The organism is Agrobacterium albertimagni AOL15, from assembly GCF_000300855.1.
Lineage (GTDB): Bacteria > Pseudomonadota > Alphaproteobacteria > Rhizobiales > Rhizobiaceae > Allorhizobium > Allorhizobium albertimagni.
In genome coordinates, this window is record NZ_ALJF01000010.1 from 391,880 (window position 1) to 417,470 (window position 25,591).

25 protein-coding genes are annotated in these 25,591 nt (G+C 62.6%); 10 read left to right on the top strand and 15 right to left on the bottom strand.

Annotated elements, in window-relative coordinates; translation table 11 throughout:
- Positions 1 to 6: 6 nt before the first annotated feature.
- A complete protein-coding gene (locus QWE_RS13680) occupies positions 7 to 264 on the top strand; it encodes a DUF2188 domain-containing protein (protein WP_006726730.1) in 258 nt (85 codons plus the stop codon).
- A gap of 94 nt (positions 265 to 358) precedes the next feature.
- Here QWE_RS13680 and QWE_RS13685 read toward each other — a convergent pair whose 3' ends face one another.
- The 6 genes from QWE_RS13685 to QWE_RS13705 all read right to left on the bottom strand — a co-directional run bounded on the left by QWE_RS13685 (position 359) and on the right by QWE_RS13705 (position 5,582).
- Positions 359 to 2,374, bottom strand: a complete 2,016-nt coding sequence (locus QWE_RS13685) for a HAMP domain-containing methyl-accepting chemotaxis protein (RefSeq protein WP_040300241.1) — start codon at positions 2,372 to 2,374, stop codon at positions 359 to 361.
- A 226-nt stretch (positions 2,375 to 2,600) separates the two neighbouring features.
- On the bottom strand, positions 2,601 to 2,912 hold the full coding sequence (locus QWE_RS25765; RefSeq protein WP_240532544.1) for a DUF4424 family protein: 312 nt from the start codon (positions 2,910 to 2,912) through the stop codon (positions 2,601 to 2,603).
- Positions 2,810 to 3,625 carry a DUF4424 family protein gene (locus QWE_RS13690; RefSeq protein WP_006726733.1) on the bottom strand — a complete coding sequence of 272 codons (816 nt, stop codon included), beginning with the start codon at positions 3,623 to 3,625 and terminating at the stop codon, positions 2,810 to 2,812. Before QWE_RS13690 ends, QWE_RS25765 begins: the two co-directional genes overlap by 103 nt.
- Positions 3,626 to 3,707: 82 nt before the next feature.
- Positions 3,708 to 4,271, bottom strand: a complete 564-nt coding sequence (locus QWE_RS13695; RefSeq protein ID WP_006726734.1) for a biotin transporter BioY — start codon at positions 4,269 to 4,271, stop codon at positions 3,708 to 3,710.
- A gap of 31 nt (positions 4,272 to 4,302) precedes the next feature.
- Positions 4,303 to 4,908 (bottom strand): energy-coupling factor transporter transmembrane component T family protein, encoded by a 606-nt coding sequence (locus QWE_RS13700; protein ID WP_006726735.1) that lies wholly within the window; start codon positions 4,906 to 4,908, stop codon positions 4,303 to 4,305.
- Positions 4,902 to 5,582 (bottom strand): energy-coupling factor ABC transporter ATP-binding protein, encoded by a 681-nt coding sequence (locus QWE_RS13705; RefSeq protein ID WP_006726736.1) that lies wholly within the window; start codon positions 5,580 to 5,582, stop codon positions 4,902 to 4,904. Before QWE_RS13705 ends, QWE_RS13700 begins: the two co-directional genes overlap by 7 nt.
- 176 nt (positions 5,583 to 5,758) lie before the next feature.
- Here QWE_RS13705 and QWE_RS13710 point away from each other — a divergent pair, with 176 nt between their 5' ends.
- The 5 genes from QWE_RS13710 to QWE_RS13730 all read left to right on the top strand — a co-directional run bounded on the left by QWE_RS13710 (position 5,759) and on the right by QWE_RS13730 (position 10,819).
- The gene (locus tag QWE_RS13710) at positions 5,759 to 6,946 is read left to right on the top strand and encodes a winged helix-turn-helix domain-containing protein (protein WP_006726737.1); all 1,188 of its coding nucleotides are present in this window, start codon (positions 5,759 to 5,761) and stop codon (positions 6,944 to 6,946) included.
- A gap of 91 nt (positions 6,947 to 7,037) precedes the next feature.
- Positions 7,038 to 7,397 carry a GNAT family N-acetyltransferase gene (locus QWE_RS13715; protein ID WP_052018191.1) on the top strand — a complete coding sequence of 120 codons (360 nt, stop codon included), beginning with the start codon at positions 7,038 to 7,040 and terminating at the stop codon, positions 7,395 to 7,397.
- A 356-nt stretch (positions 7,398 to 7,753) separates the two neighbouring features.
- The gene (locus QWE_RS13720; protein ID WP_167539699.1) at positions 7,754 to 9,619 is read left to right on the top strand and encodes an autotransporter domain-containing protein; all 1,866 of its coding nucleotides are present in this window, start codon (positions 7,754 to 7,756) and stop codon (positions 9,617 to 9,619) included.
- 68 nt (positions 9,620 to 9,687) lie between these two features.
- Positions 9,688 to 10,119, top strand: a complete 432-nt coding sequence (locus tag QWE_RS13725) for an antitoxin Xre-like helix-turn-helix domain-containing protein (protein ID WP_006726740.1) — start codon at positions 9,688 to 9,690, stop codon at positions 10,117 to 10,119.
- 1 nt (position 10,120) lies between these two features.
- Positions 10,121 to 10,819 carry an RES family NAD+ phosphorylase gene (locus QWE_RS13730; RefSeq protein WP_006726741.1) on the top strand — a complete coding sequence of 233 codons (699 nt, stop codon included), beginning with the start codon at positions 10,121 to 10,123 and terminating at the stop codon, positions 10,817 to 10,819.
- 453 nt (positions 10,820 to 11,272) lie between these two features.
- On the opposite strand, the gene ribB is transcribed toward QWE_RS13730, so the two are convergent.
- The 3 genes from ribB to QWE_RS13745 all read right to left on the bottom strand — a co-directional run bounded on the left by ribB (position 11,273) and on the right by QWE_RS13745 (position 16,709).
- Entirely contained in the window at positions 11,273 to 12,373 is a 1,101-nt protein-coding gene (gene ribB, locus QWE_RS13735) for a 3,4-dihydroxy-2-butanone-4-phosphate synthase (protein ID WP_006726742.1), read from the bottom strand.
- Positions 12,374 to 12,384: 11 nt separating this feature from the next.
- Positions 12,385 to 13,479, bottom strand: coding sequence for a chorismate synthase (aroC, locus tag QWE_RS13740; RefSeq protein WP_006726743.1), 1,095 nt, complete (start codon positions 13,477 to 13,479; stop codon positions 12,385 to 12,387).
- Between the two features lie 176 nt (positions 13,480 to 13,655).
- Positions 13,656 to 16,709, bottom strand: coding sequence for a putative bifunctional diguanylate cyclase/phosphodiesterase (locus tag QWE_RS13745; protein WP_006726744.1), 3,054 nt, complete (start codon positions 16,707 to 16,709; stop codon positions 13,656 to 13,658).
- A 290-nt stretch (positions 16,710 to 16,999) separates the two neighbouring features.
- On the opposite strand from QWE_RS13745, the gene QWE_RS13750 reads away from it, so the two are divergent.
- Complete coding sequence (locus tag QWE_RS13750; RefSeq protein WP_006726745.1) at positions 17,000 to 17,260, top strand: DUF1344 domain-containing protein; 261 nt, start codon at positions 17,000 to 17,002, stop codon at positions 17,258 to 17,260.
- Between the two features lie 41 nt (positions 17,261 to 17,301).
- Here QWE_RS13750 and QWE_RS13755 read toward each other — a convergent pair whose 3' ends face one another.
- Together QWE_RS13755 and fabI are read right to left on the bottom strand one after the other, a co-directional pair.
- Positions 17,302 to 17,892, bottom strand: coding sequence for a histidine phosphatase family protein (locus QWE_RS13755; RefSeq protein ID WP_006726746.1), 591 nt, complete (start codon positions 17,890 to 17,892; stop codon positions 17,302 to 17,304).
- Between the two features lie 16 nt (positions 17,893 to 17,908).
- Positions 17,909 to 18,727, bottom strand: a complete 819-nt coding sequence (gene fabI, locus QWE_RS13760; protein ID WP_006726747.1) for an enoyl-ACP reductase FabI — start codon at positions 18,725 to 18,727, stop codon at positions 17,909 to 17,911.
- A 221-nt stretch (positions 18,728 to 18,948) separates the two neighbouring features.
- On the opposite strand from fabI, the gene QWE_RS13765 reads away from it, so the two are divergent.
- Positions 18,949 to 19,734: a DUF2243 domain-containing protein gene (locus QWE_RS13765; protein ID WP_006726748.1), complete on the top strand. Its 786-nt coding sequence runs from the start codon at positions 18,949 to 18,951 to the stop codon at positions 19,732 to 19,734.
- Positions 19,735 to 19,764: 30 nt separating this feature from the next.
- Here the strand turns inward: QWE_RS13765 and QWE_RS13770 are convergent, their stop codons facing one another.
- Both QWE_RS13770 and QWE_RS13775 read right to left on the bottom strand, forming a co-directional pair.
- Positions 19,765 to 21,036 (bottom strand): J domain-containing protein, encoded by a 1,272-nt coding sequence (locus QWE_RS13770; RefSeq protein ID WP_006726749.1) that lies wholly within the window; start codon positions 21,034 to 21,036, stop codon positions 19,765 to 19,767.
- 224 nt (positions 21,037 to 21,260) lie between these two features.
- Complete coding sequence (locus tag QWE_RS13775; RefSeq protein WP_040300245.1) at positions 21,261 to 21,716, bottom strand: RT0821/Lpp0805 family surface protein; 456 nt, start codon at positions 21,714 to 21,716, stop codon at positions 21,261 to 21,263.
- 65 nt (positions 21,717 to 21,781) lie between these two features.
- Between QWE_RS13775 and pdxH the strand changes: the two genes are divergently transcribed.
- Complete coding sequence (pdxH, locus tag QWE_RS13780; protein WP_006726751.1) at positions 21,782 to 22,402, top strand: pyridoxamine 5'-phosphate oxidase; 621 nt, start codon at positions 21,782 to 21,784, stop codon at positions 22,400 to 22,402.
- A gap of 13 nt (positions 22,403 to 22,415) precedes the next feature.
- On the opposite strand, the gene QWE_RS13785 is transcribed toward pdxH, so the two are convergent.
- Both QWE_RS13785 and QWE_RS13790 read right to left on the bottom strand, forming a co-directional pair.
- Complete coding sequence (locus tag QWE_RS13785) at positions 22,416 to 23,462, bottom strand: polysaccharide deacetylase family protein (protein ID WP_040300145.1); 1,047 nt, start codon at positions 23,460 to 23,462, stop codon at positions 22,416 to 22,418.
- Between the two features lie 79 nt (positions 23,463 to 23,541).
- Positions 23,542 to 25,035, bottom strand: a complete 1,494-nt coding sequence (locus tag QWE_RS13790) for an MFS transporter (protein ID WP_006726753.1) — start codon at positions 25,033 to 25,035, stop codon at positions 23,542 to 23,544.
- A 79-nt stretch (positions 25,036 to 25,114) separates the two neighbouring features.
- Here QWE_RS13790 and soxR point away from each other — a divergent pair, with 79 nt between their 5' ends.
- Positions 25,115 to 25,558 (top strand): redox-sensitive transcriptional activator SoxR, encoded by a 444-nt coding sequence (soxR, locus tag QWE_RS13795; RefSeq protein WP_006726754.1) that lies wholly within the window; start codon positions 25,115 to 25,117, stop codon positions 25,556 to 25,558.
- Positions 25,559 to 25,591: the final 33 nt, after the last annotated feature.

Consider the following 25,591-nt stretch of genomic DNA (forward strand, 5'->3'; position numbering starts at 1 on the left):
CCTGCCATGGTGAAGGTCACCTATCACGTCGTGGCCCATGACGAAGGCTATGCCTACCGCCTGGGCGACGTCTATTCGGAACCTTATCCGACACACGAACAGGCGCTTGCTGCGGCCCGCCAGGCCGCCGGCGCCCAGCAACTCTCCGACGGCGACGCCGAAATCAGCTGGCAGGACGCCGAGGGCGAGTGGCATCACGAACATGCGGACGGTGCGGACCGCCCCATGACGGACGTCGTCGACGATGTCGAGGACGACCGGTAGCCTGACTGTTTTGAGTCCAGGCAAAAGGGAAAGCCCGTGGCGCAAGCCACGGGCTTTCTTGATTCTGCTGAAGATTGCTCGGGGAGCAGCCCGGTCAGAATTCCGTCCAGTCCTGCTTCGCCGGTTCTGCGGGCGCCGCAGAGCCCATGCCGAAGGCGCGGCCGAGTTTACCGGCAAGCGCACGCGCCGGCGACGGGGCAGGGCTGTGGGCGGCAGAGGCAGCAGCCGGCTGGCGCGGCACAGATCGAGCAACTGGCGCAGGCGTCGCATGCGCGGGCGCAGTGGCACGTTGCTGCGTCCGCTGAGGCACGGCGGCGGATGCGCCCTGGCCAAGACGGAACTGGGCGAGCAGCGTGTTGAGCGAATCCGCTTCCGCTGCCAGCGTATGGGAAGCAGCCGTTTGCTCTTCGACCATGGCGGCATTCTGCTGCGTGCCCTGATCCATCGCGGTGACAGCGAGATTGATCTCCTGCAGGCCGGTCGACTGTTCGCGCGCCGCAACCACGATCGCGCCGACATGGTGGCTGATCTCCTGAACGGCGCTGACGATCTTGTCGAGCTCCGTGCCGGTCTCGCCGACCAGCGCCACGCCATTGCCGACCTGCGCGGTCGAACGTGAAATCAGCGACTTGATCTCCTTGGCGGCATTGGCCGAGCGTTGCGCGAGTTCCCGGACTTCCTGGGCAACGACGGCGAAACCCTTGCCGGCCTCGCCGGCGCGGGCCGCCTCGACGCCGGCATTGAGGGCCAGAAGGTTGGTCTGGAAGGCAATGTCTTCGATCACGCCGATGATGCTGGAGATCGACTGTGACGACTGCTCGATCTCCGTCATCGCCTGAACGGCGTTCCGGACGACTTCACCGGAGCGCTCGGCACCGGAACGCGTGCTGTCCACGAGCTGGCCCACATCTTCGGCGCGTTTGGCCGTGTCGCGCACGGTCTTGGTCACCTGTTCGACGGCGGCGGCCGTTTCTTCGACGGAAGCTGCCTGCTGTTCGGTGCGCCGCGCAAGATCGTCTGCAGAGGCGCGAATTTCGGCTGCACCGGCATGGATTGCATGGGCATTTGCGCCCACGGTTCTCAGCGCCGCATGCAGCTTCTCGAGAGACTCGTTGAAGTTGCCACGCAGACTGTCGAGATGGGAGGCAAAGGGCTTTTCAAGCCGGAACACCACATCCCCTTCCGAGAGTGCCGAGAGGCCCTTGGCGAGTTCGGTCATGGCGAAGCGCACTTCCTCGGCTTCGCGGGCCTTTTCCGCTTCGGCCTTCTGACGGTCGGCCTCGGCCTGTTCGCGCATCGTACGGCGCTCGTCGGACATACGCGCGCTTTCGATTGCCGCATCCTTGAACACCAGCACGGCTTTCGCCATGCGGCCAACTTCGTCACCACGGTCGACGGCCGGCACTTCGACGGCGTGGTCGCCGGCAGCCAGACGGGCCATGGCATTGGTCATGCCGGTGATCGGCGTGACGATCGAGCGGGCGAGCAGCCAGATCAGGCCGACCGCAAAGACGCCGGCGACGGCTGCACCGAGGGTCAATGCCAGTTCGAGGGCGAAATGCGCCGCGTCGAGACGGGCGCGAGTGGCAGCTGTCTCCGCTGCCAGCAGGCTCTTGATATCGGCGGCAGCAGCACGGAAGGTGTCAAGCGCACCCGCGGCATCCGACTTGCCGATGGTTGCGATCTCTTCGATCGATGTCTGGCCTGCCTTGCGAGCGGCGATCTGCGGATCGGCAATCTGCTTTGCATAGGTCTCTGCGGCGGCCCGCATCGCATCAAGCCGGGCGACGAGTGCATTGTCGCTTGCAGCCAACGTTTTCGCCTCTGTGATGGCAGCGTCGAGCGCCTGGCGCTCGGTGGTTACGGCTGCAAGCGTGCTTTCGCTGCCGAACAGAAGGTAACCGCGCTCGTTTGCCGCCTGCTCGGCCATGGCGGTCTTTGCGGCATCGACGAGGTTGACGATGCGTTGGGCGCGGTCCTGGTCGACCAGCGCGGACTTGGCCGTATAGGCCTGCACGAAGACGACGACGGAGGCCAGGAAACATCCGGCCATGATGGTGCAAAAGGTGAGGATCAGCTTTTTGCTGAGCGAAAGGTTTTTGAGGAACATGATCATGACTTTCGGGCGCGCGAAAACGGCGGGACAGCCGGAAGGCCGGCGTCCAGATGCAGCGGTGACATGATCCGTTCAGGTGTTTGCGTCTCCGTCATGGAGCGCTCAGGGGGACACCGGAAGCGACCGATCGCTGGCAATCCTGTCGGAAACGATTTTACAAGCCGTTACCAAGACATGTCCGAATTGCCGCAGGCGGCCAATTTGGTGGCATTTGCCACCATCACGGAGCCTGCATCGCCACCTTGTTCGACACGACGAGAAGGATGTTGAGGTCGCGTTCGGGATAGAAATCCTTGGCGCGCATCTCGAATGTCGTCGGGCCGGTCTTCTTCACGCCTTGCCCGCAGAAACTGACAATGGATTCCGGGTTGAGCTTGTCGACGGTGAGACGAAAATCGCCGATCGGACCATACCAGTTGTTGCCGGTGGTCAGAATGTAGGACAGCCACTGCTCGAAATAGTAGATCCCGCATCCGGGTTTTGCTTCTTCTCCAGCTTGATCGCCGCATTGAGGAATGCGTCGTCGATGCAATAGCGCTGCTGGTATTCGGCATAGGCATCCGATGGTTTCCCGTCCCACATGAAGACAAGGCCGGCACTGCCGCCGACACTCGGGCGATAGCGATGCTCGACTTCTACGTCTGCGCCGGCCGGGAAGGTCGTCTCCCACCAATAGATGGATTCGAGTTCCCAGACGGGCGCATATTCCGGAGCAGCCTCACCACCAGTGCCGTGGTTGATGTCGACGATCAGTCCCTTGGCCAGCCAATCCTTGATCACGTCGGGCTCCAGCGCCTTCAGCGCTTCCGTCGTCTCTTTAAGGAGGGGCTGCAGCGGGATCTCCTGCTCTTCGACATCGGCGGTGAAGTCGATGCCGCGGACGAGCACGCGCTGTTGCAGGTTCGGCTCGATCTCCTCGCCGTCCTGGACGACGGAGAAATCCATGAAGTTGTCGCTCTGCTCGTCCGGCACCGCCGACATGATCTCGATGGGGCCGCCGATCTTCGGCATGGGGAAGGCGACGATCGTGCTGACAGGCTTGTCGCTGGTATTGCGGTAGAGGTATTTCACCTCCACCTTCTCCGGCGAGATGTAGAGATCTTCCCGCGCCATGGTGATCTCTTCGCTGCGCGTGAAGACCAGGCCCCCGGCCTCGAGTGTGGCCATGGAATCATTTGCCAGGACTGTGGTGGTGGCGAATGCCTGCAGAGCGCAGGCCAGCATCAGTTTCGGCACGGTCGTCACGGTTCGAAATCCCCCAGAACCCAAAACGGAAAATGCCACCTTAGCGGTGGCATTTCGATTCTTGAACGACGCTTTCTGGGTGTTATGCGCGGGCCGCCAGCAGCGGATAGCCGACGAGCACGGCGCGTGCCGCAAGCGTGGCAATCGCCGCCTTGACGAGGTCGCCCGGGATGAAGGCGAGCGAGCCGAGGACGACCTTGTCGAAGGGCGTGCCGGCCACGAGCGACAGCCACGGCATGCCGCAGAGATAGACGACGCCAATGCCGCCGACGACGCTGGCGACAAAGAAACCGGCCATTTGCTTGGCAGCCGACTGGCCTTCGCGCACGAGCTTCTCCGCAAGGAAACCGGTGACGAAGGCGCCCATGATCCAGCCGAAGATATAGCCGCCGGTCGGCCCCATCAGCACGTTGAGGCCGCCACGACCGCCCGACAGGACGGGAAGGCCGACGGCGACGAGCACGACCAGCAGCGCATAGGCGGCGGCACCGCGTTTCGCCCCGATGATGCAGCCGGCGAGCATGACGCCCATGGACTGCGCCGTGATCGGTACCGGCAGCAACGGGATCGGCACCGGCGGAATGAAGCCGAGCACGATGATGATCGCGGTGAAGAGGGCGGCGAGCACGATGTCTCTGGTGGTCATGGAACGGGTCCCCTGTAATCTTTCAGGAATTTTACTGACCCCGAATTCCCCGGGCGTCAATCGCCTCGGCGATCCGATCGGCATCCTTCAACGTCGAAATGATGAGGGGACCGAGCATGCGCGAGAGCTTCACCGGAATGCCGCGCGCCGCATGGGCTTCCTTCAGCGCTTCATAGCGCGCCGCGATTTCCGGCACGAAACGGAGCACGAGCCCCAGCGCTAGCCCGAGATCGGCCGCCTTTATTAACCCCAGCCGCTCGAGTGGTCGGGCAAGATCGGTGACGGCTGCCATGAAATCGGCAATGCTGGTGGAGGCCGTGACGGCAGCCGCAAGAAACAGGATGGCAACGAGCCTCAGTGTGATCACGAGAGCCTCGTGAGGCGACAGAAGCAGCAGATTGACCACCGCGAGGAAGGCGATCGTGAAGAGCACCGGCTTCAGCCGCCGAAATCCTTCCGGCACGCCGACCCCGGTCGACAGATAGAGAGAGCCGGTGGCGATCAGGGCCATAGTCAGCACCAGCGGATGATCGACCCAATACAGGCCCAGCCCGAAAGCCATCAGCCCAATAAGCTTCGGCTTGACCGGGATGCGATGCAGGAGGCTTTGCCCCTCAACATGCAGGCTCGTCAGCATTCGGCAATCTCCCGGTAGTGGGCGATCGCTTCACGGGCCTTTCCGTCGAAGACGAGCGCCCCCTCGTGAAAGACCAGCACGCGGGAAAAATCCGCAACCAGATCAAGGTCATGGCTGATGACCACGGCCTGTTCGGCCAGCCCCTCTATCGCCGCCTTCACCCGAGCCCGGTTCCTAAGATCGAGCTGATTGGTCGGTTCGTCGAAGATCACCACGTCAGGACGGTTGATGCAGACGGCCGCCAGCGCTGCAAGCTGCAGCTCCCCGCCGGATAGCTCGTGGGGACGTCTCGCCGCGAGATCGCTGATCCCGAACCGGGCAAGGACCTCATCCACCAGCCGATCGACCTCCTGAGCAGTCAGCCCCCGCGCCTTTGGCCCGAGCGCGATATCCTCGCGGATAACAGGCAAAATGATCTGATGGCCCGGGTTCTGGAAGATAAACCCCGTCCTCGCCCGCGCCGCCTTCTCGTCGGCAACCGTATCCAGCCCGTCCAGCGTTACCGTGCCGGATGACGGCTTGGCGAGCCCCGCGATCAGCCGCGCAAAACTCGTCTTGCCCGAACCATTAAGCCCGATCACGCCGATGCGCGGCTCGACGAGCGACAGCGTCAGCGGTTGAAGGGCCACACGGTCGCCGAAGCGCAAGTCTGCCTGGTCGAAACGGATGTGCAAGGTGAGGGGTCTCCTGAAAGATCCGTTCCTATAGACCGCTGGAGCCCGGGCTTCCAGCCTCTGCTGTGAAGCAATCGATGCGCTACTTGGATCCTCATCCGGCCCAGGTGGCAGATCGTGGATCCCTACAAGTTCTACGCATTGAACAAACCGCGAACATGTCCTAGCCTCAAGCCATGTCGATTCCCGTCCCCAACACGCTCGCGCGAAAAATCTTCCTGGAACGGCAGGGCCTGTCGCGCTCGCCGAGCAGGGCGCTGGGGCGTCAGGGGCTTTACGACCTGATCCACGATCTCGGCTTCGTCCAGGTCGACAGCATTCAGTGGGTCGAGCGCGCCCATCACCAGATCCTCTTTTCGCGCAACCAGACCTACCGGCCAAAGGATCTGCAGCATCTCCTCGAAAAAGACCGCTCGCTTTTCGAGCACTGGACCCATGATGCCTCGGTCATCCCTTCAGCCTTCTTTCCCTACTGGAAGCACCGCTTCGTCCGCCGCGAAGAGCGTATCCGGCAAAACTGGGCGAAATGGCAGGGGGAGGGCTTCGACCAGGCCTTCGAAGAAACCTATGCTCGCATCCGCGACCATGGTCCGGTCATGGCCCGCGATGTGAAAGCCGAGGACCACAAGTCCGGCGGCTGGTGGAACTGGCACCCCTCGAAGACGGCGCTCGAATTCCTCTGGCACACCGGCAAGCTCTCGATCGCCCGCCGCGAAGGCTTCCAAAAAGTCTATGACCTTTCGGAACGGGTCATCCCCGCCGAACATCACGCGGCGGAAGTCGAGCACGACGCCTTCGTCGACTGGGCCTGCCGGGCAGCACTCACCCGGCTCGGCTTTGCCACCTCGGGTGAAATCGCCGCCTTCTTCGATATCGTCACTCCCGACGAGGCTAAGGCCTGGGTCATCGCCCACCGCGACGAACTGCAGGAACTTGCGCTCGAAACCATTGACGGCAAGCCGCGCGCCTCCTTCGCCTTCGCCGACAACGTGGCATCGCTCCTCGACACCCCCGAACCGCCGGCCCGCATCCGCGTGCTCTCGCCCTTCGATCCGCTGATCCGCGACCGAAACCGCACGGAACGCCTATTCGGTTTCTTCTACCGCATCGAGGTCTTTGTGCCCGAGCCGAAGCGGCAATACGGCTACTACGTCTTTCCGCTGCTCGAAGGCGATCGCCTGATCGGCCGCATCGACATGAAGGCGGAGCGCAAAGAGGGCGTTCTCAACATTCGCCGCTTGTGGCTGGAGCCGGGTGTGAAGCCAACGGCCGGCCGCCTCGACAAGCTGGAAGCCGAACTCCAGCGTGTCGCCCGCTTTGCCGGCATGGAGGCCGTGCGCTTGCAGCCCGGCTGGCTCGGCTGAACAAACACAATCACCACAGACAGAAAGATCCGACGTGACCGACAACAGCGCCTACCGCATAGAACCCCGCGTGCCCGCCATCGACGACTATATGCGTCTTCGCCTGGAATCGGGCCTCACGCCGTTTGCGCGCGAAGCCGCTGAAAAGGGCCTGCCGAACTCGATCTTCGGCGTCAGCCTGATGCTGGGCAATGAGACTGTCGGTATGGGCCGCATCATCGGCGATGGCGGCAGTTTCTTCCAGGTGACCGACATCGCCATCTTGCCCGCGCATCAGGGCAGGGGGCTCGCGAAAGGGATCATGGCGGCGCTCTCCGACTTCATCGCCACGCTGCCCAAGACCGCCTATGTCAGCCTGATCGCCGACGTGCCCGCCAACCGACTCTACGGCCAGTTCGGCTTCGACGAGACGGCACCGCGCTCGGTCGGTATGGCGCGGCGGGTGACCTGACCATACCGCGCTGCATGGCATGAGTGTCAAGATATTGCATGCAACCTTTGGAGTTGTGAATTGGTCGCAACTCACACAGTTCTTTCGCATAACCACCGCGCAGGGCCGCCACCGTGCCGCGGAAAAGTTCTTTGCGAAAGATGGATTTCATGCGCTTCTTGTCCCCCGCCACGATTGCGACGCATCTGTTTGCCCTCCTTGCCGTCTCCGCCCTTTCCCCGTATGCGATTGCCGCGGACTTCGGCTGGTAACAGATCGCTGATGTCCCCGGATCCACCACCAATGCAACCGCGGTAAGCGCGGACGGCAGCGTCGTGGTTGGTACAATCTCAACGCCTGACCCCATGGGTGATCCCATGGCCGCCGTCACCAGTGGCTTCCGCTGGACATCCGCCTCGGGACTGACAAGTGCTGTCGCGGCACCCTTCGGCTGGACCTCGATGCTGGTCACGGATGTGAGCGCCGACGGGTCGGTCTATGTCGGCACCCTCTTCGGGGGAAGCCCGACGCAAGCCTACAGAACGTCCGTCACCGCAGGTACGCAGGATTTGCTCGGCTTTTTGCCGGGCGGCGCGTTTTCCCGCGCCGCGGGTGTGAGCGGCGATGGAAACGTCGTCGCGGGCTGGGGCACCTCGACCAACGGCAACCGCGCCTTCCGCTGGACCTATGATCCTGTCACGCTTAGCGGCATCATGGTGGAGCTCGGGACTTCGAATGGACGAGACGCGGTCGCCAAACGGATCAGCCGTGATGGACGTGTCATCGTCGGCGGGCTCCTGGATCCCAGCTTCAGAAGTGAAGCGGCATACTGGATAGAGAATGATGCCCCGGTCACGCTGGGATATCTGCCGGGTGGCGACCAATCGACTGCCAACGCCGTCAACAGCGATGGCTCAGTCATCGTCGGAGAGGCGGTGAGGGCAGGCGGGGTCAGCGCCTTCCGCTGGACAGCTGCGAGCGGCATGGTCGATCTCGGCCGGCTGGGCCGCTTCAATTCCGAAGCCATTGCGGTCAGCGATGACGGCAATATCGTGGTCGGACGGACGGGTCGCCTGGGTGGCTCTTCTTCCGGGTTCCGCTGGACGGAAGCCAACGGCATGATCACCGTGGACGACTGGTTGCGCCAGAGTGGTGTTACCCTCTCCGAAGATGTCACGAGCGTTGCCAATGCGGTCTCGGCCGACGGCACGGTCATTGTCGGAATGCTCCGCAACAGCAAGACCTACATCGCCCGCGGCGCAGCGACAGACCCATCCGATTCCTCCGATCCAACGGTCCCCGGTCACTCTGCCGGCATCATCGCGGTCGAGGATTACATGCAAAGCTTCAACGGCTTGCCGCGCCATATCCTGGTGCCGCAGCAGGTTGCCGATCTCGCAATGAACGGCGCCAACTCCTCGCCTCTCTTCCACCGTCTGTCGGCCGGCCAGCGCTCGATCTGGGCCACGGGGGACATCGGTGCCGTCAGAAACGACTTCGGCACAGGCCCGACAGCGACCGGCGAGATCGGTTTCGCCTATGCCCCGACCGACGATGTCACGCTCCGCCTCGCGCTCGGCACATCCTATTCCAAGGGCGATCTCGATCTCGGTGGCTTCAGCCGGGTTCAGGGGAGCTATGTTCTGCCGGAGGCCAGTCTGGCCTTGGCGCCATCGGTCTATGCGACGCTCACCGGCTTTGCCAGCATTGGCGACCTATCGATGCGCCGCGCCTACCTCAACGGCACCGGCACCGATATTTCCGAGGGCGAGGCGGACACCCGGACGCTCGGCTTCCGCGCCCGGCTCGACTGGCTGGATTCCTTCGAAGTGCAGAGCGTTGCTTTCACGCCCTATGCGAGCTTCACGCATCTGGCAACGAAGACCGATGGCTATGCCGAGACAGGCGGAAGCTTCCCCGCCCGCTTCGACGAGACAAAAGGTGCGTCCAACACGCTGCGGTTCGGTACTGATGCCCGCCACGATCTCACCTCTGCCGTCAGCCTCGTCGGTCGCGGCGAAATCGCCCACCGCTTCGAAGACCAGGCCCCGAACACGCGTGGCCAAATTCTCGGCTTTTCCGGCTTCGATCTCGCGGGCGCGCCGATCGAGCAGACCTGGTTGCGCGGCGCGATCGGCGTCCAGACGAAATCAGGACCGCTAGAGGGGCAGTTGATGTTGAATGCCTCGAGCCAGGGCGAGGGAAGTTACTGGCTGAGTGCTAGCACGCGGATCGTCTTCTGAAACGCCCACCGTTGCATTATCCTTCAAATGACTTATATTATTATTGTCATTTGAAGGAGTGATCTAACGTGCTGCTTCCCGCCCAGACCTCTGCCGCGACTGCTTCTCCGCCGCAGGGCTTCTCGATCGAAGCTGATCGGAAACGTCTCTCGGCGACGGCTCTCAAAGCCTTTCGCCGTCTGGTTGTTCATTGGGACCTGACCAGCCAGCAGGCGGCGGCGCTGCTCGGTGTCTCGCTCAGCACCTGGGAGCGGTTGAAACCCGAGAGCGTGACGAAAACCCTGAGCCAGGATCAGATGACCCGGATCTCGGCGCTCACGGGCATCTACAAGGCCCTGCATCTGCTGTTCGTCGATGCCATGGCCGATCGTTGGCCGATGCTGGAAAACACCGGGCCGCTCTTTGATCGCCGAACGCCCGTCGCTGCCATGATCGAAGGCGGCATCCCCCATATGCTCGAGGTTCGCCGTTATCTTGACGCCGTGCGCGGGGGGCTCTGACTTGGAGGTCGCCGGCGTTCCGGTGAGCACGCTTGCCTATCCGAAGACGGTGCGTCTCGTCTCCACTGCACGCTTGCGGCAGGCCGTGCTTGCGCCGCTCGCCGATACGGCCGATGAACTTGCCGAACTCGCCGAAATCGAGGCGGCCACGTCGACCCGCATCCAGGCCCAGTCGACGGGCATTTCCGGGCTGGCTGCCAACGAGCTCGTCTACGACGTGCCGCATGCTCATTTCATCAATGCGAGCTTCGCCTATGCCAAGCCGCGCGAACCCAATCGCTTCAACGGCGAGACGCGCGGCGCCTGGTATGCAGCACTCGGCGTCGAAACCTGCCTCGCGGAAATCGCCTTTCACATGACGCAATTCCTGTCGCGGACGGGCGTCTTTGAAGCGGTCGCCGATTATGCGGAAATGCTTTGCAGCACAGCGGGAGAATTTCTCGACCTGAGGGCGATGCCCCATCATCCGTCGCTCTCGCCGGACAAGACGCTCGGCTACCCCGAGGGCAACCGCCTGGCAATCGAAGCCAGGCGCGCAGGCCTGAACGGCATCGTCTACCCGTCGGTCCGCCATGACCGCGGAACCTGCTTCGCCATCCTGCGTCCCGCTGCCGTCCAGTCGGTACGCCAGGGGGACGTCTGGCGGCTCACATGGAGTGGGAAGCCGGAGCCAGTGGTGGAAGGGCCGATCGGGTCGTGAGTTTTTGGGCGGCAATGGGGGGGCACCCCCACCCGACGCTGCGCGTCGACCTCCCCCCTCAAGGGGGAGGGGAATCGCATATGTTTTTTGAGCAGCGCACCAGGCGGGTCCCGCTTCTCCCCAGCGGGGAGAAGGTGGCGCGAAGCGCCGGATGAGGGGAGCGCGAAGCGCTAAAGCTGTGCCGGGCAGCCCCCTCATCGCCTCGCACACGCTCGGCACTTCTCCCCGCTGCGGAGAAGAGGGAGCCCGTAACCGCCGCAGTTATCCATATGCGATAGCCCTGCCCTCAAAGGGGAGGTGGGCGGCCAACGGTTGCCTTGGTGCGAGTGCTAGCGGTCACTCTCCACCCTCCCCTTGAGGGGGGAGGGTCTGTCCGAAGGTCCGGGGTGGGGTGATCAGGCGGCGGTGAACCGCCACATCACATCAATGGATCAAGAAAGACCCACCAAGCCTTCACACGATCTCTGTCGCAGAAATCTTGATGCCAAACCCCTCGAGGCCGACATAGTGGCGCTCGCGCGACGAGAAGAGCCGGATCGAGGTGACGCCGAGATCCTTGAGGATCTGCGCGCCGAGACCGATTTCCAGCCACTCGCTCTCGCGCGCCTGGGCCTCCGAATGATCTTCGCGGTCATGCTTGCCGCCACGCGCGGTGGTGGAGACGCCGACGCCGACGGAGCCCTCGCGCAGATAGACGATCACGCCGCGACCCTTGTCGGCGATCCGCTTCATGATGCCGTCGATCTGCCGGTTGGTGCCGAAGACGTCCTGGCCGACATGCTCCAGATGCAGGCGAACCGGAATGTCCTCGCCGTCCCGGATGTCGCCGAAGACGACGGCCAGATGCTGCATTGGGTCCCAGGGGAGAGAATAGGCGAAGGCTTTGGCGGGGCCGTAAGGGGTCTGCAGATCGAACTGGGAGACAAGTTGGATCAGCGTCTCCTTGCGCTGGCGATAGGCGATGAGATCGGCGACCGACACCTGCTTCAGGCCGTGTCTGACGGCGAAGTCGGCAACCTGCTGGCCGCGAGTCACGGTGCCGTCGTCATTGACGAGTTCGCAGATGACGCCGATCGGCGGCAGGCCCGCAAGCTTGCAGAGATCGACGGCGGCTTCCGTATGGCCGGAGCGCATGAGAACCCCGCCTTCGCGGGCGACCAGCGGGAAGATATGCCCTGGGCGGACGAAATCGGCAGGGCCGACATTCGGGTTGGCGAGGTTGCGCACGGTGAGCGTCCGGTCGTCGGCGGAAATGCCGGTGGTCGTGCCATGCTTGAAGTCGACCGAAACGGTGAAGGCGGTGGTATGCGCGCTATCGTTTTCCGCCACCATGGCCGAGAGGTTCAGGCGCTTCGCCTCTTCCTTCGGCATGGGGGCACAGACGATGCCCGAAGTATGGCGCACGATGAAGGCCATCTTCTCGGCCGTGCAATGCACCGCCGCAACGATGAGATCCCCTTCGTTCTCGCGACCGTCATCATCGGTCACGACCACGATTTCGCCGGCTTCGAAGGCGCGGATCGCCTCGACGACGCGCTTCTGATCATAGCTCATGGGGCAAGTCCTTATCTGGTCCGGCCGTTCTGGCCGCGGTCTCTCAGGATATGGTCTAGAATGGTGCAGGCGAGCATCGCCTCGCCGACAGGCACGGCGCGGATGCCGACGCAAGGGTCGTGGCGGCCCTTTGTGCGGACATCCACTTCGTTCCCATCGGCATCGATCGAGCGCTTCTCAGTCAGGATCGACGAGGTCGGCTTGATGGCGAAGCGCGCAACGATCGGCTCGCCGGTCGAAATGCCGCCGAGCACGCCGCCGGCATGGTTCGACAGGAAGACCGGCTTGCCGTCAGCCCCGATCCGCATCTCGTCGGCATTTTCTTCGCCGGTGATCTCGGCCGCCTGGAAGCCGTTGCCGACTTCCACGCCCTTCACCGCGTTGATCGACATCAGGCCGGCTGCAATCTCCTGATCGAGCTTCCCATAGACGGGTGCGCCGATGCCGGCCGGAACGCCCTCGGCGATCACTTCGATCACGGCACCGACCGAGGAACCCGCCTTGCGGATGCCGTCGAGATAGTCCTCAAAGACGGGAACCATCGCGGCATCCGGGCAGAAGAAGGGGTTCTGATCGACCTCAGCCCAATCCCAGTTGTCGCGGTTGACCTTGTGGGTGCCGATCTGGACCAGGGCGCCGCGAATGGTGACGCCGGGCATGGCAAGGCGGGCCAGCGCACCGGCGGCCACACGGGCGGCCGTCTCGCGGGCGGACGACCGGCCACCACCGCGATAATCGCGGATCCCGTATTTCAGGTCATAGGTGTAGTCGGCATGGCCGGGGCGATAGCGCTTGGCAATATCGCCATAGTCCTTCGAGCGCTGGTCGGTGTTCTCGATGAACAGCGACACCGGCGTGCCTGTGGTGATCATCGTGCCGTCTTCCTGCGGCATGACGCCGGAGAGCACCTTGACGATATCGTCTTCGCGCCGCTGGGTGACGAAGCGCGACTGGCCGGGCTTGCGCTTATCCATGAAGACCTGCAGATCTTCATGGGCGAAGCGGACACCCGGAGGGCAGCCGTCGACGACCGCGCCAAGCGCCGGCCCGTGGCTTTCGCCCCAGGTGGTGACGCGGAAGAGATGACCGAAGGTATTGTGCGACATGCCAGTTCTACCGTTCCATTCTCATCCGCCGGAACGTCTTCCGGCGGGCCCTTGCCTTGGATGGCGTCACTCATAGAGCAAATTGACAATTTCTGTGAAGCGCTTTTGCGCCGCGAGCCGCCGATTTGCGACGACACAGTGTCACCGCGGGCGGCATGATCCACGGCGACGCGTGCCTAAGAGGCCTTGCGCTGTGGCAGGCGATCGACGAAGCGGGTGAAATCCTCGAACGAGAGGGGCTTGGCGAAGGCGTAGCCCTGCAGGTAGTCGCAGCCGAGCTGCCGCAGAATGCCGGCATGTTCCTGCGTTTCGACGCCCTCGGCCACCGTCTCGATGCCGAGCGAGCGGGCGATCTCGACGATGTTGCGCACGAGGCTTCGTTCCTGCGGCTGGACCGTCACCGGCATGACTAGCTGGCGGTCGATCTTCAGCCGCTTCGGCTTCAGCTTCAGGAGCGAGACGATTGAGGTATGGCCGGTGCCGAAATCGTCGATTTCGATGTCGATCCCGAGCGCCTTGATCCTCTCGATATTGTCCGAGGCGAGCGTGTCGCTATCGTCAAGGAAGATCGACTCCACCAGTTCGAAACAGATCGAACCGGGCGTGATCGAAAGCCCTTTAAGCTGGTCGATCAGGTTGTCGTCATGTAGGCGCTTGGAGGAGACGTTGACCGATATGCGTGGCACAGCCATGCCAAGGGCCGTCCAGCGCATCTGGTCCTTGAGCGCGGTCTGCAGCACGAGTTCGTCGATGCGTGCCATCACGTTCAGGTCTTCTGCGACCTTCAGGAAGTTGCCGGAGGCGAGGATGCCGCGGTCCGGATGGCGCCAGCGGATCAGGGCTTCCGCGCCGCAGAGCTGCATGCTGGAAGCCTCGAACTGCGGCTGATACCAGACGATGAATTCGTCGCGGTCGAGACCGGCCAGCATGTCGTCGGCCATGCGTTTCTTGGCAACGATGTTGGCCTGCAGGTCCGGGGTGAAGAACTCATAGCAGTTCCGGCCCTTTTCCTTGGCCTGATAGAGCGCGATGTCGGCGTTGATCAGCACCTTGCGCGGGTCGGGCGCTGCCCCGTGGGATTGTGCGATGCCGATGGAGACGCCACAGCGGCAATCAAACCCTTCGAAGTCGAGTGGCTGGCGCATTTCGTCGATGATCTTGTTGGCGAGCGTCGCCAGTTCGTCGAGCGAAGTCTGCCGCCGTGCCAGGACCACGAATTCATCGCCGCCGATACGAGCGACGAGATCGCCGCGCGGAACGTGTTTCATCAGGATGCGCGATGCATGCACCAGCATTGCGTCACCCGCCGCATGGCCGAGCGTGTCGTTGATTTCCTTGAAGCGGTCGAGGTCGAGATGCAGGATCGCGAATTTCGACGATTGGCGGTCGCCGTTGCGCACCAGTGTGTCGAGCTCGAGATCGAGCTTGCGGCGATTGGCGAGCGAGGTCAGCGGATCGTGCAGGGCGTTGAACTCGATGCGGTTCTTGGCGAGCTCCAGCTCGATGTTGCGCATGTCGGCTTCCGCTTTCGCATTGCGCAGCTGTTCGGCAAGCAGGGCGTCGGCCGTGACATCAAAGGCGATGCCGATCAGCTTCTTCTTGCCGTCGCGCCCGATATGCGGCTGGCCGACCGAGCGGATGTAGCGAATTTCGCCATTTTGCAACACCACTCTCTGGGTCGTGTTGATGATCTGGTCGAGCGTAACCGCCCGCTTTGTGGCCAGCTGGATCTCGCCCCGGTCGTCCGGATGAAGGCGCGACAGCCAGACATGTTCGAGCACCGGCTTGTCGCTGAACGGTACGCCGTAGAGCTGGTGCATGCGTTCGTCCCAGATGGCGCTCCGTGTCACGGGATCGCCTTCCCAGGTGCCGCAATTGTAGGAGCCGAGCGCCAGATCCAGGCGCTGCGAGGCTTCCGCCAGCTGGTGCTCGCGGCTTGAAAGTTCTTCGAGGGCAAGCTCCAGCTCGGCATTCTTGATGTCGCTGTTTTCCTTCGCGCGGCTCAGCGACTGGGTGAGCAGCGTATCGGTCGTCACATCGCAGACGATGCCGGTGATGCTGCCATCACTGGTGCGGGCACCCACCGAGCGCAGATAGCGGAAACTGTCGTCGGACAGCGGAACGCGGTAGCTGATGTCCCATTGATCGGCGGTCGCGGCAACGACGGCGTCGAAATAGAGCTGTTCGGCACGGCCGATATCATCGGCATGCAGCGATGCGAACCAGTCCGCCAACCGGTCTTCCTCGTCGGTCAGGCTGTTGGGCAGGCCATGCAGGCCGGCACTGCGGCTGTCCCAGATCAGCGCATGGGTCGAGGCGTCGATCTCCCAGATGCCGATATTGGACGTCTCCAGCGCGAGTTGAAAACGCTGCGACAGTTCGAGCAGCCGCTGTTCGCGCGCTCTCAGGCGTTTGATATTTGTGTTGCGCTCGCGCAGCAGGAAGAGGGCAAGCAGCACGGAGCTGGTCATCGCGACAACGCCGGCGAGTACCAGGAGGCGGCTCGGCAAGAGCCTGTTCATGGCAGCATTCCAGCCCTCTGCGGGCACGCCATACAGAGTGTAGCTCAGATGCTCGTCGGCAGACGTGGCGGTGACCGGGTTGTCATCGAAAATCGTCTCGTCACCGAAAACTTCATCGGTTCCATCGGCGGATGGCATGACGACGGCGACCTTGGTGTGGTCGTGACCCTCGTGGTCCGGCAGATCCACTTCCGTCAGCAGTCCATGGTGATCGAAGAAGCGGTCCGCATCGATCTCGACGACGAGGGCGATCCACGCCGCGCTCGACTGCCACGAGACGGGCGGCACCGGAATATCGATGCTGATGGTGCGCGAATCCCTGGTGACCTTCGGCGTGAAAGCCATTCGTGCGGGATCGTCGAGAGGGGCGAGGCGAATGCTGTCGAACTGCGGGTTGTCGACGATCAGGCGGTTTACAGTCCGATTAAACTCCATCGGAGACAACATGCCGTCGTCGGCGATGTCGTCCGCCAGGGACAGGGCAAGATTGATGTCGTGATCCAGATGGGTCTTGATGTCCGACTGCACGCGCAGGACGCGATCCAGTATGCCGTGCTCGATGCGGCCCTTCTCGGTCAGCGCAGTCTGGCGGTCGATCATCAGCCCGGCGGACACGATGAGCACGCTCAGCACTGCAGCACCGATCAGCCAGAGCATGCCGTTGCTCAGTCGCCTGTCGGCACGCGCGTCCATCGTCAACTTGCGCAAGTGTAAGCTTCCCTTGACCCCAATTGCGCTAAGCCTATGGGTCTGCGGTTAATTTAGGATTTCGGCAGGGGCGGGTTTTTTCATCGTTTCGCGGTTTATCGGCGCGCGACCGGCCTTGGGTAACCGGATGAGCCCATAGTTTGTCGGGGGACAGCGGCGAACGCGCTTGATCCCGGTTGCCCTTCGGGTCCACAATCCCCCGAAATGACATTGTCAGGGGCGAATTCCGCCACATTCAGGAGGCTAGTTTGCAGTCGTTTTCAGCAGTGATTTGGTCGAGGGTGGTTCGCATGCGTGTCGTGATATCAGTGCTTCTTGCCACCGCAAGCTTTCTGTCGCCTGTCAGCGTCTATGCCGGCAGCGCCGATGTGGAAGCCACCATTCGTGATGTGAACATCGACGGCATGAGCCTCGTTCTCGATGACGGCAAGACCTATGCCGTTCCCTCGGAATTCAACTTCGAGGGGCTGGAGCCGGGCCAGAAGGTCATCGTCTTCTACACCGAGGTGGACGGCAAGCGCGTCGTCGATGATCTGGAAGTTCTCCAGTAGAAAGCGTGGGGTTGCTCTGATAGGGCGGCCCGTTCGGGATCTCAGATCCAGCCGATCAGTTTCCGGTCGCGATCGATCTTCAGGATCCGGTCCTGCGGAATGTTCATCTCGCAGGCCTCGTCCTCACTGACATTGCCGATCAGCCGGAAGCAGCTGCGGATGACGCCGCCATGGCTGACGCAGACGGTCTGCCGCTCGACGGAGGTCAGCCAGGCGCCGATCCGCCAGGAGAGAATCTCGTAGCTTTCGGCATCGTCGCCAGGCGGGATAAAGCCCCACTTCTGGCGCGCCCGTTCTTCGACCCGCTCTGGCGCGCGTTGTGCCAGTTCCGGCAGCGTGGACCCCTCCCAATCGCCGAAGGAAAGCTCCTTCAACCGATCGTCGAGCCGATAGTCGCCAGGCGGAAGGCCCATGGCGGTGCGTACCCGCTCCATCGTGTCGCGCGTGCGTCCGAGCGGAGAGCTGACAAAATCGAAATCCCCGGCGTGGTCGCCGAGGATCTGGGCGAGCTTCCGCCCGTTTTCGCTGGCCTGCTGGCGGCCGGTGTCGTTGAGGCCGATATCCTTCTGGCCTTGCATCCGGCCTTCGGCATTCCAGTCGGTCTGGCCGTGACGGATCATGTAGATGAGCACGGCGCAGTCTCCGAATTCAGTCTTTGCCGAGAACGATGTCGGGCGCATCCACCGACTTCATGCCAACAGTGTGATAACCGCAGTCGACATGATGCACTTCGCCGGAAACGCCGGTGGAGAGGTCGGACAAGAGATACATGCCCGACTTGCCGACCTCGTCGGTCGTGACGTTGCGCTTCAGCGGCGAATGATACTCGTTCCACTTGAGGATGTAGCGGAAGTCGCCGATGCCCGAGGCGGCCAGTGTCTTGATCGGGCCGGCAGAAATGGCATTGACGCGGATGCCGCGGCCGCCCATGTCGACGGCGAGATAACGCACGGACGCCTCGAGTGCGGCCTTCGCTACACCCATGACGTTGTAATGCGGCATGACCTTCTCGGCACCGTAATAGGTGAGCGTCAGAAGCGAGCCGCCATCGTTCATGATCTTCTCGGCGCGCGCCGCAACAGCGGTGAACGAATAGACCGAGATGTCCATGGTCCGGGCGAAGTTGTCGCGTGTCGTCTCGATGTAACGACCCGTCAGCTCGTCCTTGTCGGAAAAGGCGATGGCATGCACGACGAAGTCGATCTTGCCCCACTTGGCTTCGATATTGTTGAAGACGGCGTCGATGCTCTCGAGATTGGTGACATCGCAGTCGCCGGCGAGGAAGGCATCCAGTTCCTGGGCGAGCGGCTCGACGCGCTTCTTCAAGGCATCGCCCTGCCAGGTCAGCGCAATCTCGGCGCCCTGGTCGCGGCAGGCCTTGGCGATACCCCAGGCGATGGAGCGATTGTTGGCGACACCCATGATGACGCCGCGCTTGCCTGCCATAAGGCCGGAACCTTGAACCATATCGGGATCCTTTGAGACTTTCGTTGGGGAGCCTATGGCATAGCCCGATCCGGGGTTCAAGATTGAACCAGATCATCGACAGTGCGAACGGGTGACATTGCCTGTGTACTTCAAAAATCCCTCATAAATCAGGGAGGAAGCACCGCGCTGCCTCTTCCTGGTCTCGGATTTGGGAACCCTCCGTCGCTCTTGCTGTTGGGCTCGTCAATGCGGAGGGCACGATGATGGACGAGATATTCACGGCAAGGCGCAAGACGGGCTACGCGGTCATGGGATCAGCCGCCCTCGGTTTTGCATTGGGAGGGTTCTTCGACGGCATCCTCTTGCACCAGATCCTGCAATGGCACCATCTCTTAAGTGGCCTGCCTAAGGCAGCAGCTGATCTCCGATTTCTGATCATGACGGATGGAATGTTCCATCTCGCCATGTATGGCGTTGCCGCTCTCGGGCTCGTCTGGCTCTGGCGTGGTCGCACCAGGATTGCAGAAGACGGTACCGGCGGCCTCGGGCTGGCCTGGGCAATGATCGGTTTCGGCAGCTGGCACGTCGTCGACGCTGTTCTGTCCCACTGGCTTCTCGGCATCCACCGGATACGGATGGACAGCGAGGCGCCGCTCTTCTGGGACATTCTCTGGCTTTGTCTCTTCGGGCTCGGACCCATCCTGCTCGGCATCTGGATCAAGCGCGGGGGCAGGGGAAGCGGCTTCCGCTCTGCGCCTCTCGTTCTGGCCGCGATTACCATCGCTGCCGGCACGATGCAGGCTTTCCCACCAGCGGCAGAGGGGCCGGTAGTTGTCCTCTTCCGGTCCGGAATGGCGGAGGCCGAAGTCATGGCGGCGATCGAAGCGGTGGATGGGGTTTTCGCGGGAAGTGATGCAACCGGCACCCTCTGGGCGATCGCTCTGCCTGACGGCGCGTCCGCCGCCAGCCTCTATGCTCATGGTGCGTTGGTCGTCAGCGGGGCGGGCCTGTCCGCCGGCTGCCTCGACTACGTCAGAGCCTCATGATCCAATGAGTATGTTCAGGAAGGCAAGGGCTTAGATATAGAGCCCCTCGCGCATCAGCCGCATCAGGTCGGTGACCTTCTCGTCCGGCTTTTCCCAGAGCATGACGCGCAGCTCGACGACAAGCGCGCCACGACCGCCTTCGGCGTTGGGAAGGCCGAGGTCATCGATTCGGATGACCTGATCGGAGTTCGACCAGGCGGGAACGGTGACGGGCACCATGGTCCCGTCAGGTCCTTCGACCTCGGTCTCGCAGCCCAGCACGGCATTTTCGAGTGTGATCGGCAACACGGTGCGGATATCGAACTGGTCGACCGCGAAGCGATCGGCGCGCAGCACCTTGATCGTCACGGCGACATCGCCGCGCAGCAGGCCCTGGAACTTCAGCCCCTGACCCTTGAGGCGCACGACATGGCCCTCGGTTACACCGTTGAGCGGTACGCGCACTTCGCGTCCGTCGTTCAGGGTGATCGACACGGATTTCTGTTCGAGCAGGTCGGCAATCGCGACCACGGCATCCGCAAAGATATCGGGTGCCTTTTCCGGCAGCGGTGGCGGTGCGCCCCGCAGGCGACGCACCAGCGAACTGAAGAGCTCGATCGGCGCCAGCAGGGGCGATGCGGCCGGCTTCAGGGGGATGCCCTCTTGAAGCTCTGCGGCCTCCTGCTCGCGGCGCAGGCTTTCAGCAGCTGCGGCCGCTTCCGGGCTATCGCCGAAAATGCGTGAAGCGGTTTCTTCCGGGCCTGAAGCCGTGCCGCCGACGGTGGCACTTGGACCCGATTTAGGGCCAGCGCTTGCACCGGCTGTCGAAGTCTTGTCGGTGCCGGCCGCAGTAGCCGTTTCTGCGGCTGCATCCTTTTCACCGGATTCGGCCTGGGCTTTGGTCTTCGCCTCGGCAGCCTGTTCCTTTGCGGCCTTCGCCTTGGCGGCTTGGGCTGCCTGGGTCGCATCCGCCTTGGCTTTCTCCGCCTCGGCGCGCGCCAGTTCCTCAAGCACGCGCTCGGCATTTATCTTGGCCTGCTTGGCTTTTTCCGCCGCCTCGCGCGCAGCCTGGCGTTGCTGCATGATAGTCTGTTCGCGTTCCAGAGCTTCGACCTTCATGCGCTGTTGATCGTACCGGCTTCGCTTGGCCGGATCCTTGAGCACTTCATAGGCGCGGCCAATCTCGGCGAAACGGTTGTGGGCGTGCGGATCGTCACGATTCTGGTCGGGATGCACGGATTTCGCCTTCGTGCGCCATGCTGCCTTGATCTCGTCAGAGCCGGCATCGCGCTTCACGCCAAGGATCGAATAAAAATCACGCATCGAGGACACCAACACACCTCAGGCGGAAAAGGTCCGTTCATGGGGCCCCGTCCGCGAAACTTTTATGCCGTCCTGCGGAATTCATGCAGACCCGGGCGCTACAGTCTCGGGAACCGTCGCATGCCATATGCTAATCGAGTGTTAGCTGTCGGCCGGCAGGGCGACCTCATTCTTCCGGTTTGCTTAAGCAAGTCTTTCGAATGCGACCTAAATCGATCCGCCGTTTACGATTGGCGGTCGAAATTCATCAGCTGCCAGTTTCCGGTGCCGGACGTGCATGTCTTGCCGGAGAAATAGGCGATGCCTTCATAGGAATGGCGGGTCGTCGAGAAGTTGCGGCAGATGACGCCATTGCCCTTCTCTTCCTGGATCGCGGTCACGACACCGGCACTGCCTGTCGTTGCATTCGCCCAGGGAAGGGGCTTGCCTTCTGTCTTGCTGAGATCTGCTGACGAGACCGCACTCTGCACGGTGAGCTCGTCGGAACGGCTGGTGGGATTGCCACTCTTGACGACGGTTGACGTGGAGATAGAGCTGTCAACCGTATCGGAGCCGAACAGGTCCATGCTGCTACCGAAGCAACCGCTGAGCGGAAGTGTCGCAGAGATGACGAGCAAGATAGAGCTTCTACGCATGCACCAACCCTTTGTCCGCTCGACCGATTTTGCTATGTCTGCCAAGGGGCCTGCGATCCAGTGCTTCGTCATCGACGGCCAATATGCATATCGGGAGCATTTTACACAATATGTCAGATATCGGGTTAACAAGTGGTGACTTCACCGAAGAGAGCGAACCCTTTGCGCTGTTCGCGACCTGGCTGAAGGATGCCGAGGCCTCGGAGATCAACGATCCCAATGCCGTAGCGCTCGCCACCGTCGATGCGGATGGCCTGCCAAATGTCCGTATGGTGCTGCTCAAGGGTTTCGATGTCAGGGGTTTCGTTTTCTACACGAATTTCGAGAGCCAGAAGGGACAGGAAATTCTCGGCCAGAAGAAGGCGGCAATGTGTTTTCATTGGAAATCGCTGCGCCGCCAGATCCGCCTGAGGGGCGAGGTCGAGGTGGTTTCCGACGAAGAGGCCGACGAATATTACCAGTCCCGGCCGCTCGGCAGCCGGATCGGAGCCTGGGCTTCGAAGCAGTCCCGGCCGCTCGAAGGCCGCTTCGCGCTGGAAAAGGCGGTCGCCGAATACACCGCCAAATACGCGCTCGGAAACGTGCCCCGTCCGCCGCACTGGTCGGGCTTCCGCATCATCCCGCGCTCGATCGAGTTCTGGCACGATCGCAAGTTCCGCTTGCACGACCGCATCGAGTTCCGCCGCGACGCGGACGGCGACGGCTGGTCCAAGGTCCGGATGTATCCCTGATCAGGGGAGGGGCTCAGCCGCCGACGAGTTTCGACGGCAGCCCCGAGGCCAGCGCCTCGACATAGCGCGGCTTCTGATAGAGCCCGTTCAGCGAGATCCGCGGCAGAAGCTGCGGGCTCGCCATCGAGGCCGGCGTCAACGTGCCCGGTCGTGTCGTCACCGAGAGCTTGAACCCCGCCCAGTCGGCATAGCCAGCCGTCCGAACCGTGGCGCTGCGGGCATCGCCGTAAGGATAGGCGAAGGTGACGGGCCGCGTGCCGGTAATGCCGGCGACATACTCGGCGCTCTCGTTATACTCTTTCAGCAAGGCCTCGTCGTTGAGATCGGCGAGGCCGCGATGGCTCACGGTATGCGCTCCGTAGGAGACCAGCGGGTGGCTGGCCAGGGCGGCCAGCTCTTCCCGATCCATGACCGTTTCCGCGACCAGTGCATGCGGGTTGATGCCCGCAGCATTCGCCGCCGCATCGAGTTGCGCCACTCCCTTCGCCTCGTCACCTGCCATCAGCAGGCGCGCGACGGCGTCGAAGGCCGTGCATTTCGCGCGCATCGAACCGCAGTCGATGTCGATCCGTCCGGCCGGCAGGCAGAGCGCCACTCTGTGCCGCGCCGAGATCAGGGCCGCGAGCGTATCCCACCACATCGTGTGGCTGCGCTCCGAAAGGCCCTTGCAGACGAAGATGGTGAAAGGCACCCCATGACGCTCGAAGACCGGCAGGGCATGGTCGCGGTTGTCGCGAAACCCGTCGTCGAGGGTAAAGACGGCAAAGGGCTGTCCGCCCTCGGGTTCGGCAAGCGCGGCCGGCACCTCGTCCAGTCGGATGAAACGATAGCCGCGCCGGATCAGCGTCTGGATCGCTGCATCGAGAAAGTCGGGCGTGATGTCGAGATGCCGGTTCGGCTGGAACGGTCTGGCATCGGCCGGCCGGACATGATGCAGGGTGAAGATCACCCCTCGGCCCCGAAGGCCACCCGCCAGCCCGAGCCGCGACAACAGAAAGGACGCCTCCAGTCCCCCTGCAATCGCCGCGCGCCTCATCTGCTGCTTTATCCGTCCTGCCATAGTCCTGCCTGAAAACAACTTTGTCACAATGCCGCCAAGGCTAGCCCCAGACTCCTTAAGCGAGGTTCAACGGTATCTCTCAATGTTGTTGAGAATACTTCGGTAGTTCTGCTGCCAATCTGGTTGCACGGCGCGCCAGGAGGATGGCGGGGATTGTCCAGAGCACAGGGATGAGGAAGGTCGTGGAAAAAGCGCCATTCGCCCCGTCATGGATAGAGAGGTTGCCCAATCCGAAACTATTGCCGGTCAGGCCCGCAAGCGCAGCGCCAATCGCAAAGCCGGCAGATTGCAGCGTTGGGATCAGGCCTGAGGTCTTGTCGCGCTCGGTGACTGCACTCGCTTCCATCAACATCTGGCTCAAGAAGGCCCAGCTCGAGCCGAAGGCTGCGCCGACGATGATCTGGCCGACCACGAGCAGGGTGAGCGATCCCTGGTAAAATCCGAGTGCCACCAGCATCATGCCGGCGCATTGCAGGACTGGGCCTGCTTCGATGGCCCGCCGCCTTGCTCTTGCGGTGCCCACATGGGCGACCAGGACCGCAACCAGGCTCCAGCTCATGGCCATGATGGCGCCGAGCCCGCCCGCCGCCAGCGGCCCAAAGCCGAAGCCGCGTTGCAGGCCGAAGACAAAGTAAACGCTGCTCGTTGCCTGGGCCACGGGCATCAGCAGGACCAGCCAGAGACCGGTACCGACCGTAGAGGACAGGCGGAAGGCATTGTGAGACATCAGGCTGACGGGCGAGGCTCGATCGCGTTTGACGCTGAAGGCCAACAGGATCAGACCCGAGACGACGAGCACAGCCGACAGCCAGGCCTCCGCCATGACGCCCGAGGAGAGGATCATCAACAGGCCGATCGACAGAAGCAACAGTGGCGAAAGCGCGAGCCCATGCGCATCGGCAACCTCTTCGCGTGCTCGCGCCGTCAAGAGTGCCAGCAGAAGGAAGACGAGGCCAAAAGGCAGGTTGATCAGGAATGCCATGCGCCAGGAAAAGCTCTCTGCCAGCCAGCCCGCGGCAAACGGTCCACCGAAGGAAGCCAGGGTCCAGACGAGCGCCTCGACACCAAAGACCTTGGGAACCAGGCGGGAGGGGTAGAGAGCCGGGATGAGGGCATAGCAGATCGCCGCGACGACGCCTTCTCCGAGACCCTGTCCAATCCGTCCCAGCAGGACCTGCTCCATGGAGGACGCTATGGCGGCAGTCACTGTCCCCGCAAGAAAGACCAGCGTGGCGACCACCAGAACGCGGCGAGCCCCGAACCTTTGCTTCAGCCGGGCAGCGGTCACACCGGCCACAATCGAGCCGATGAGGTAGAGGGACACCGACCAGGCTATGAATTGACCGCCGCCGATCTCGGCGATCGCGCTTGGCAGCACGGTCGAGACAAAGAAGCCGTTGAAGGCGAAGAGGGCAACGCCCATGCTCAGCATCAACGTGGTGGTCAGGTGATCGCGTGACACCAGATCGAGCCAGCCGCCGGTCTCGCCTGAAGGGCGCTCGACGTTATCAGGGCCATCAGCAAACGCCGGCAGGGAAGGGCTTTCCGGGCTGCCGGTCACGCGGTCTGTCATGGGAATACTCTCTCTGTGAAATGGAATTGGACGCGATTTGCCGGGATGCTACAACCTCAACCAAGGTTGAGGTAAAGCCATGTCCGAAAAGAAAATGCATCTGACCGTCGGAGACGTCGCCCGTCGCACAGGGATCGCCGTTTCTGCCATCCATTTCTACGAACGCAAAGGTTTGATCGTCGCCGACAGGACAGGCGGAAACCAGCGCCGCTACGGACGCGATGTCTTGCGGCGCCTTGCGCTCATTCGTGCCGCGCAAGAGGTGGGATTGCCGCTCTCGGATGTTGCCGACGCCTTGGCAGACCTTCCGCAGAAACGCACGCCGACACCGGAAGACTGGCGACAGATTGCCAGCATCTGGGCCGAAAAGCTCGACACACGGATCCGTATTCTCCAGCGTCTTCGCCATGATCTCGACGGCTGCATCGGCTGCGGCTGCCTGTCTCTTCAGCGCTGTCAGCTCGTCAATCCAGCGGACAGACTGGCAGAGGAGGGCACAGGCGCGGTCACACTTTCCCGCTGACGGTTTCGTGAGCGCCGCTGCGAGCTTTCGCCC

Excerpts from the sequence above, each read along its gene's own strand:
- QWE_RS13680 (WP_006726730.1), top strand. The coding sequence starts at position 7 with ATGGTGAAGGTCACCTATCACGTCGTGGCCCATGACGAAGGCTATGCC.
- QWE_RS13685 (WP_040300241.1), bottom strand. The coding sequence starts at position 2,374 with ATGTTCCTCAAAAACCTTTCGCTCAGCAAAAAGCTGATCCTCACCTTT.
- QWE_RS13695 (WP_006726734.1), bottom strand. The coding sequence starts at position 4,271 with ATGACCACCAGAGACATCGTGCTCGCCGCCCTCTTCACCGCGATCATC.
- QWE_RS13700 (WP_006726735.1), bottom strand. The coding sequence starts at position 4,908 with ATGCTGACGAGCCTGCATGTTGAGGGGCAAAGCCTCCTGCATCGCATC.
- QWE_RS13710 (WP_006726737.1), top strand. The coding sequence starts at position 5,759 with ATGTCGATTCCCGTCCCCAACACGCTCGCGCGAAAAATCTTCCTGGAA.
- QWE_RS13715 (WP_052018191.1), top strand. The coding sequence starts at position 7,038 with ATGCGTCTTCGCCTGGAATCGGGCCTCACGCCGTTTGCGCGCGAAGCC.
- QWE_RS13720 (WP_167539699.1), top strand. The coding sequence starts at position 7,754 with ATGGCCGCCGTCACCAGTGGCTTCCGCTGGACATCCGCCTCGGGACTG.
- ribB (WP_006726742.1), bottom strand. The coding sequence starts at position 12,373 with ATGAGCTATGATCAGAAGCGCGTCGTCGAGGCGATCCGCGCCTTCGAA.
- aroC (WP_006726743.1), bottom strand. The coding sequence starts at position 13,479 with ATGTCGCACAATACCTTCGGTCATCTCTTCCGCGTCACCACCTGGGGC.
- QWE_RS13750 (WP_006726745.1), top strand. The coding sequence starts at position 17,000 with ATGCGTGTCGTGATATCAGTGCTTCTTGCCACCGCAAGCTTTCTGTCG.
- fabI (WP_006726747.1), bottom strand. The coding sequence starts at position 18,727 with ATGGTTCAAGGTTCCGGCCTTATGGCAGGCAAGCGCGGCGTCATCATG.
- QWE_RS13765 (WP_006726748.1), top strand. The coding sequence starts at position 18,949 with ATGATGGACGAGATATTCACGGCAAGGCGCAAGACGGGCTACGCGGTC.
- QWE_RS13770 (WP_006726749.1), bottom strand. The coding sequence starts at position 21,036 with ATGCGTGATTTTTATTCGATCCTTGGCGTGAAGCGCGATGCCGGCTCT.
- pdxH (WP_006726751.1), top strand. The coding sequence starts at position 21,782 with ATGTCAGATATCGGGTTAACAAGTGGTGACTTCACCGAAGAGAGCGAA.
- QWE_RS13785 (WP_040300145.1), bottom strand. The coding sequence starts at position 23,462 with ATGGCAGGACGGATAAAGCAGCAGATGAGGCGCGCGGCGATTGCAGGG.
- QWE_RS13790 (WP_006726753.1), bottom strand. The coding sequence starts at position 25,035 with ATGACAGACCGCGTGACCGGCAGCCCGGAAAGCCCTTCCCTGCCGGCG.
- soxR (WP_006726754.1), top strand. The coding sequence starts at position 25,115 with ATGTCCGAAAAGAAAATGCATCTGACCGTCGGAGACGTCGCCCGTCGC.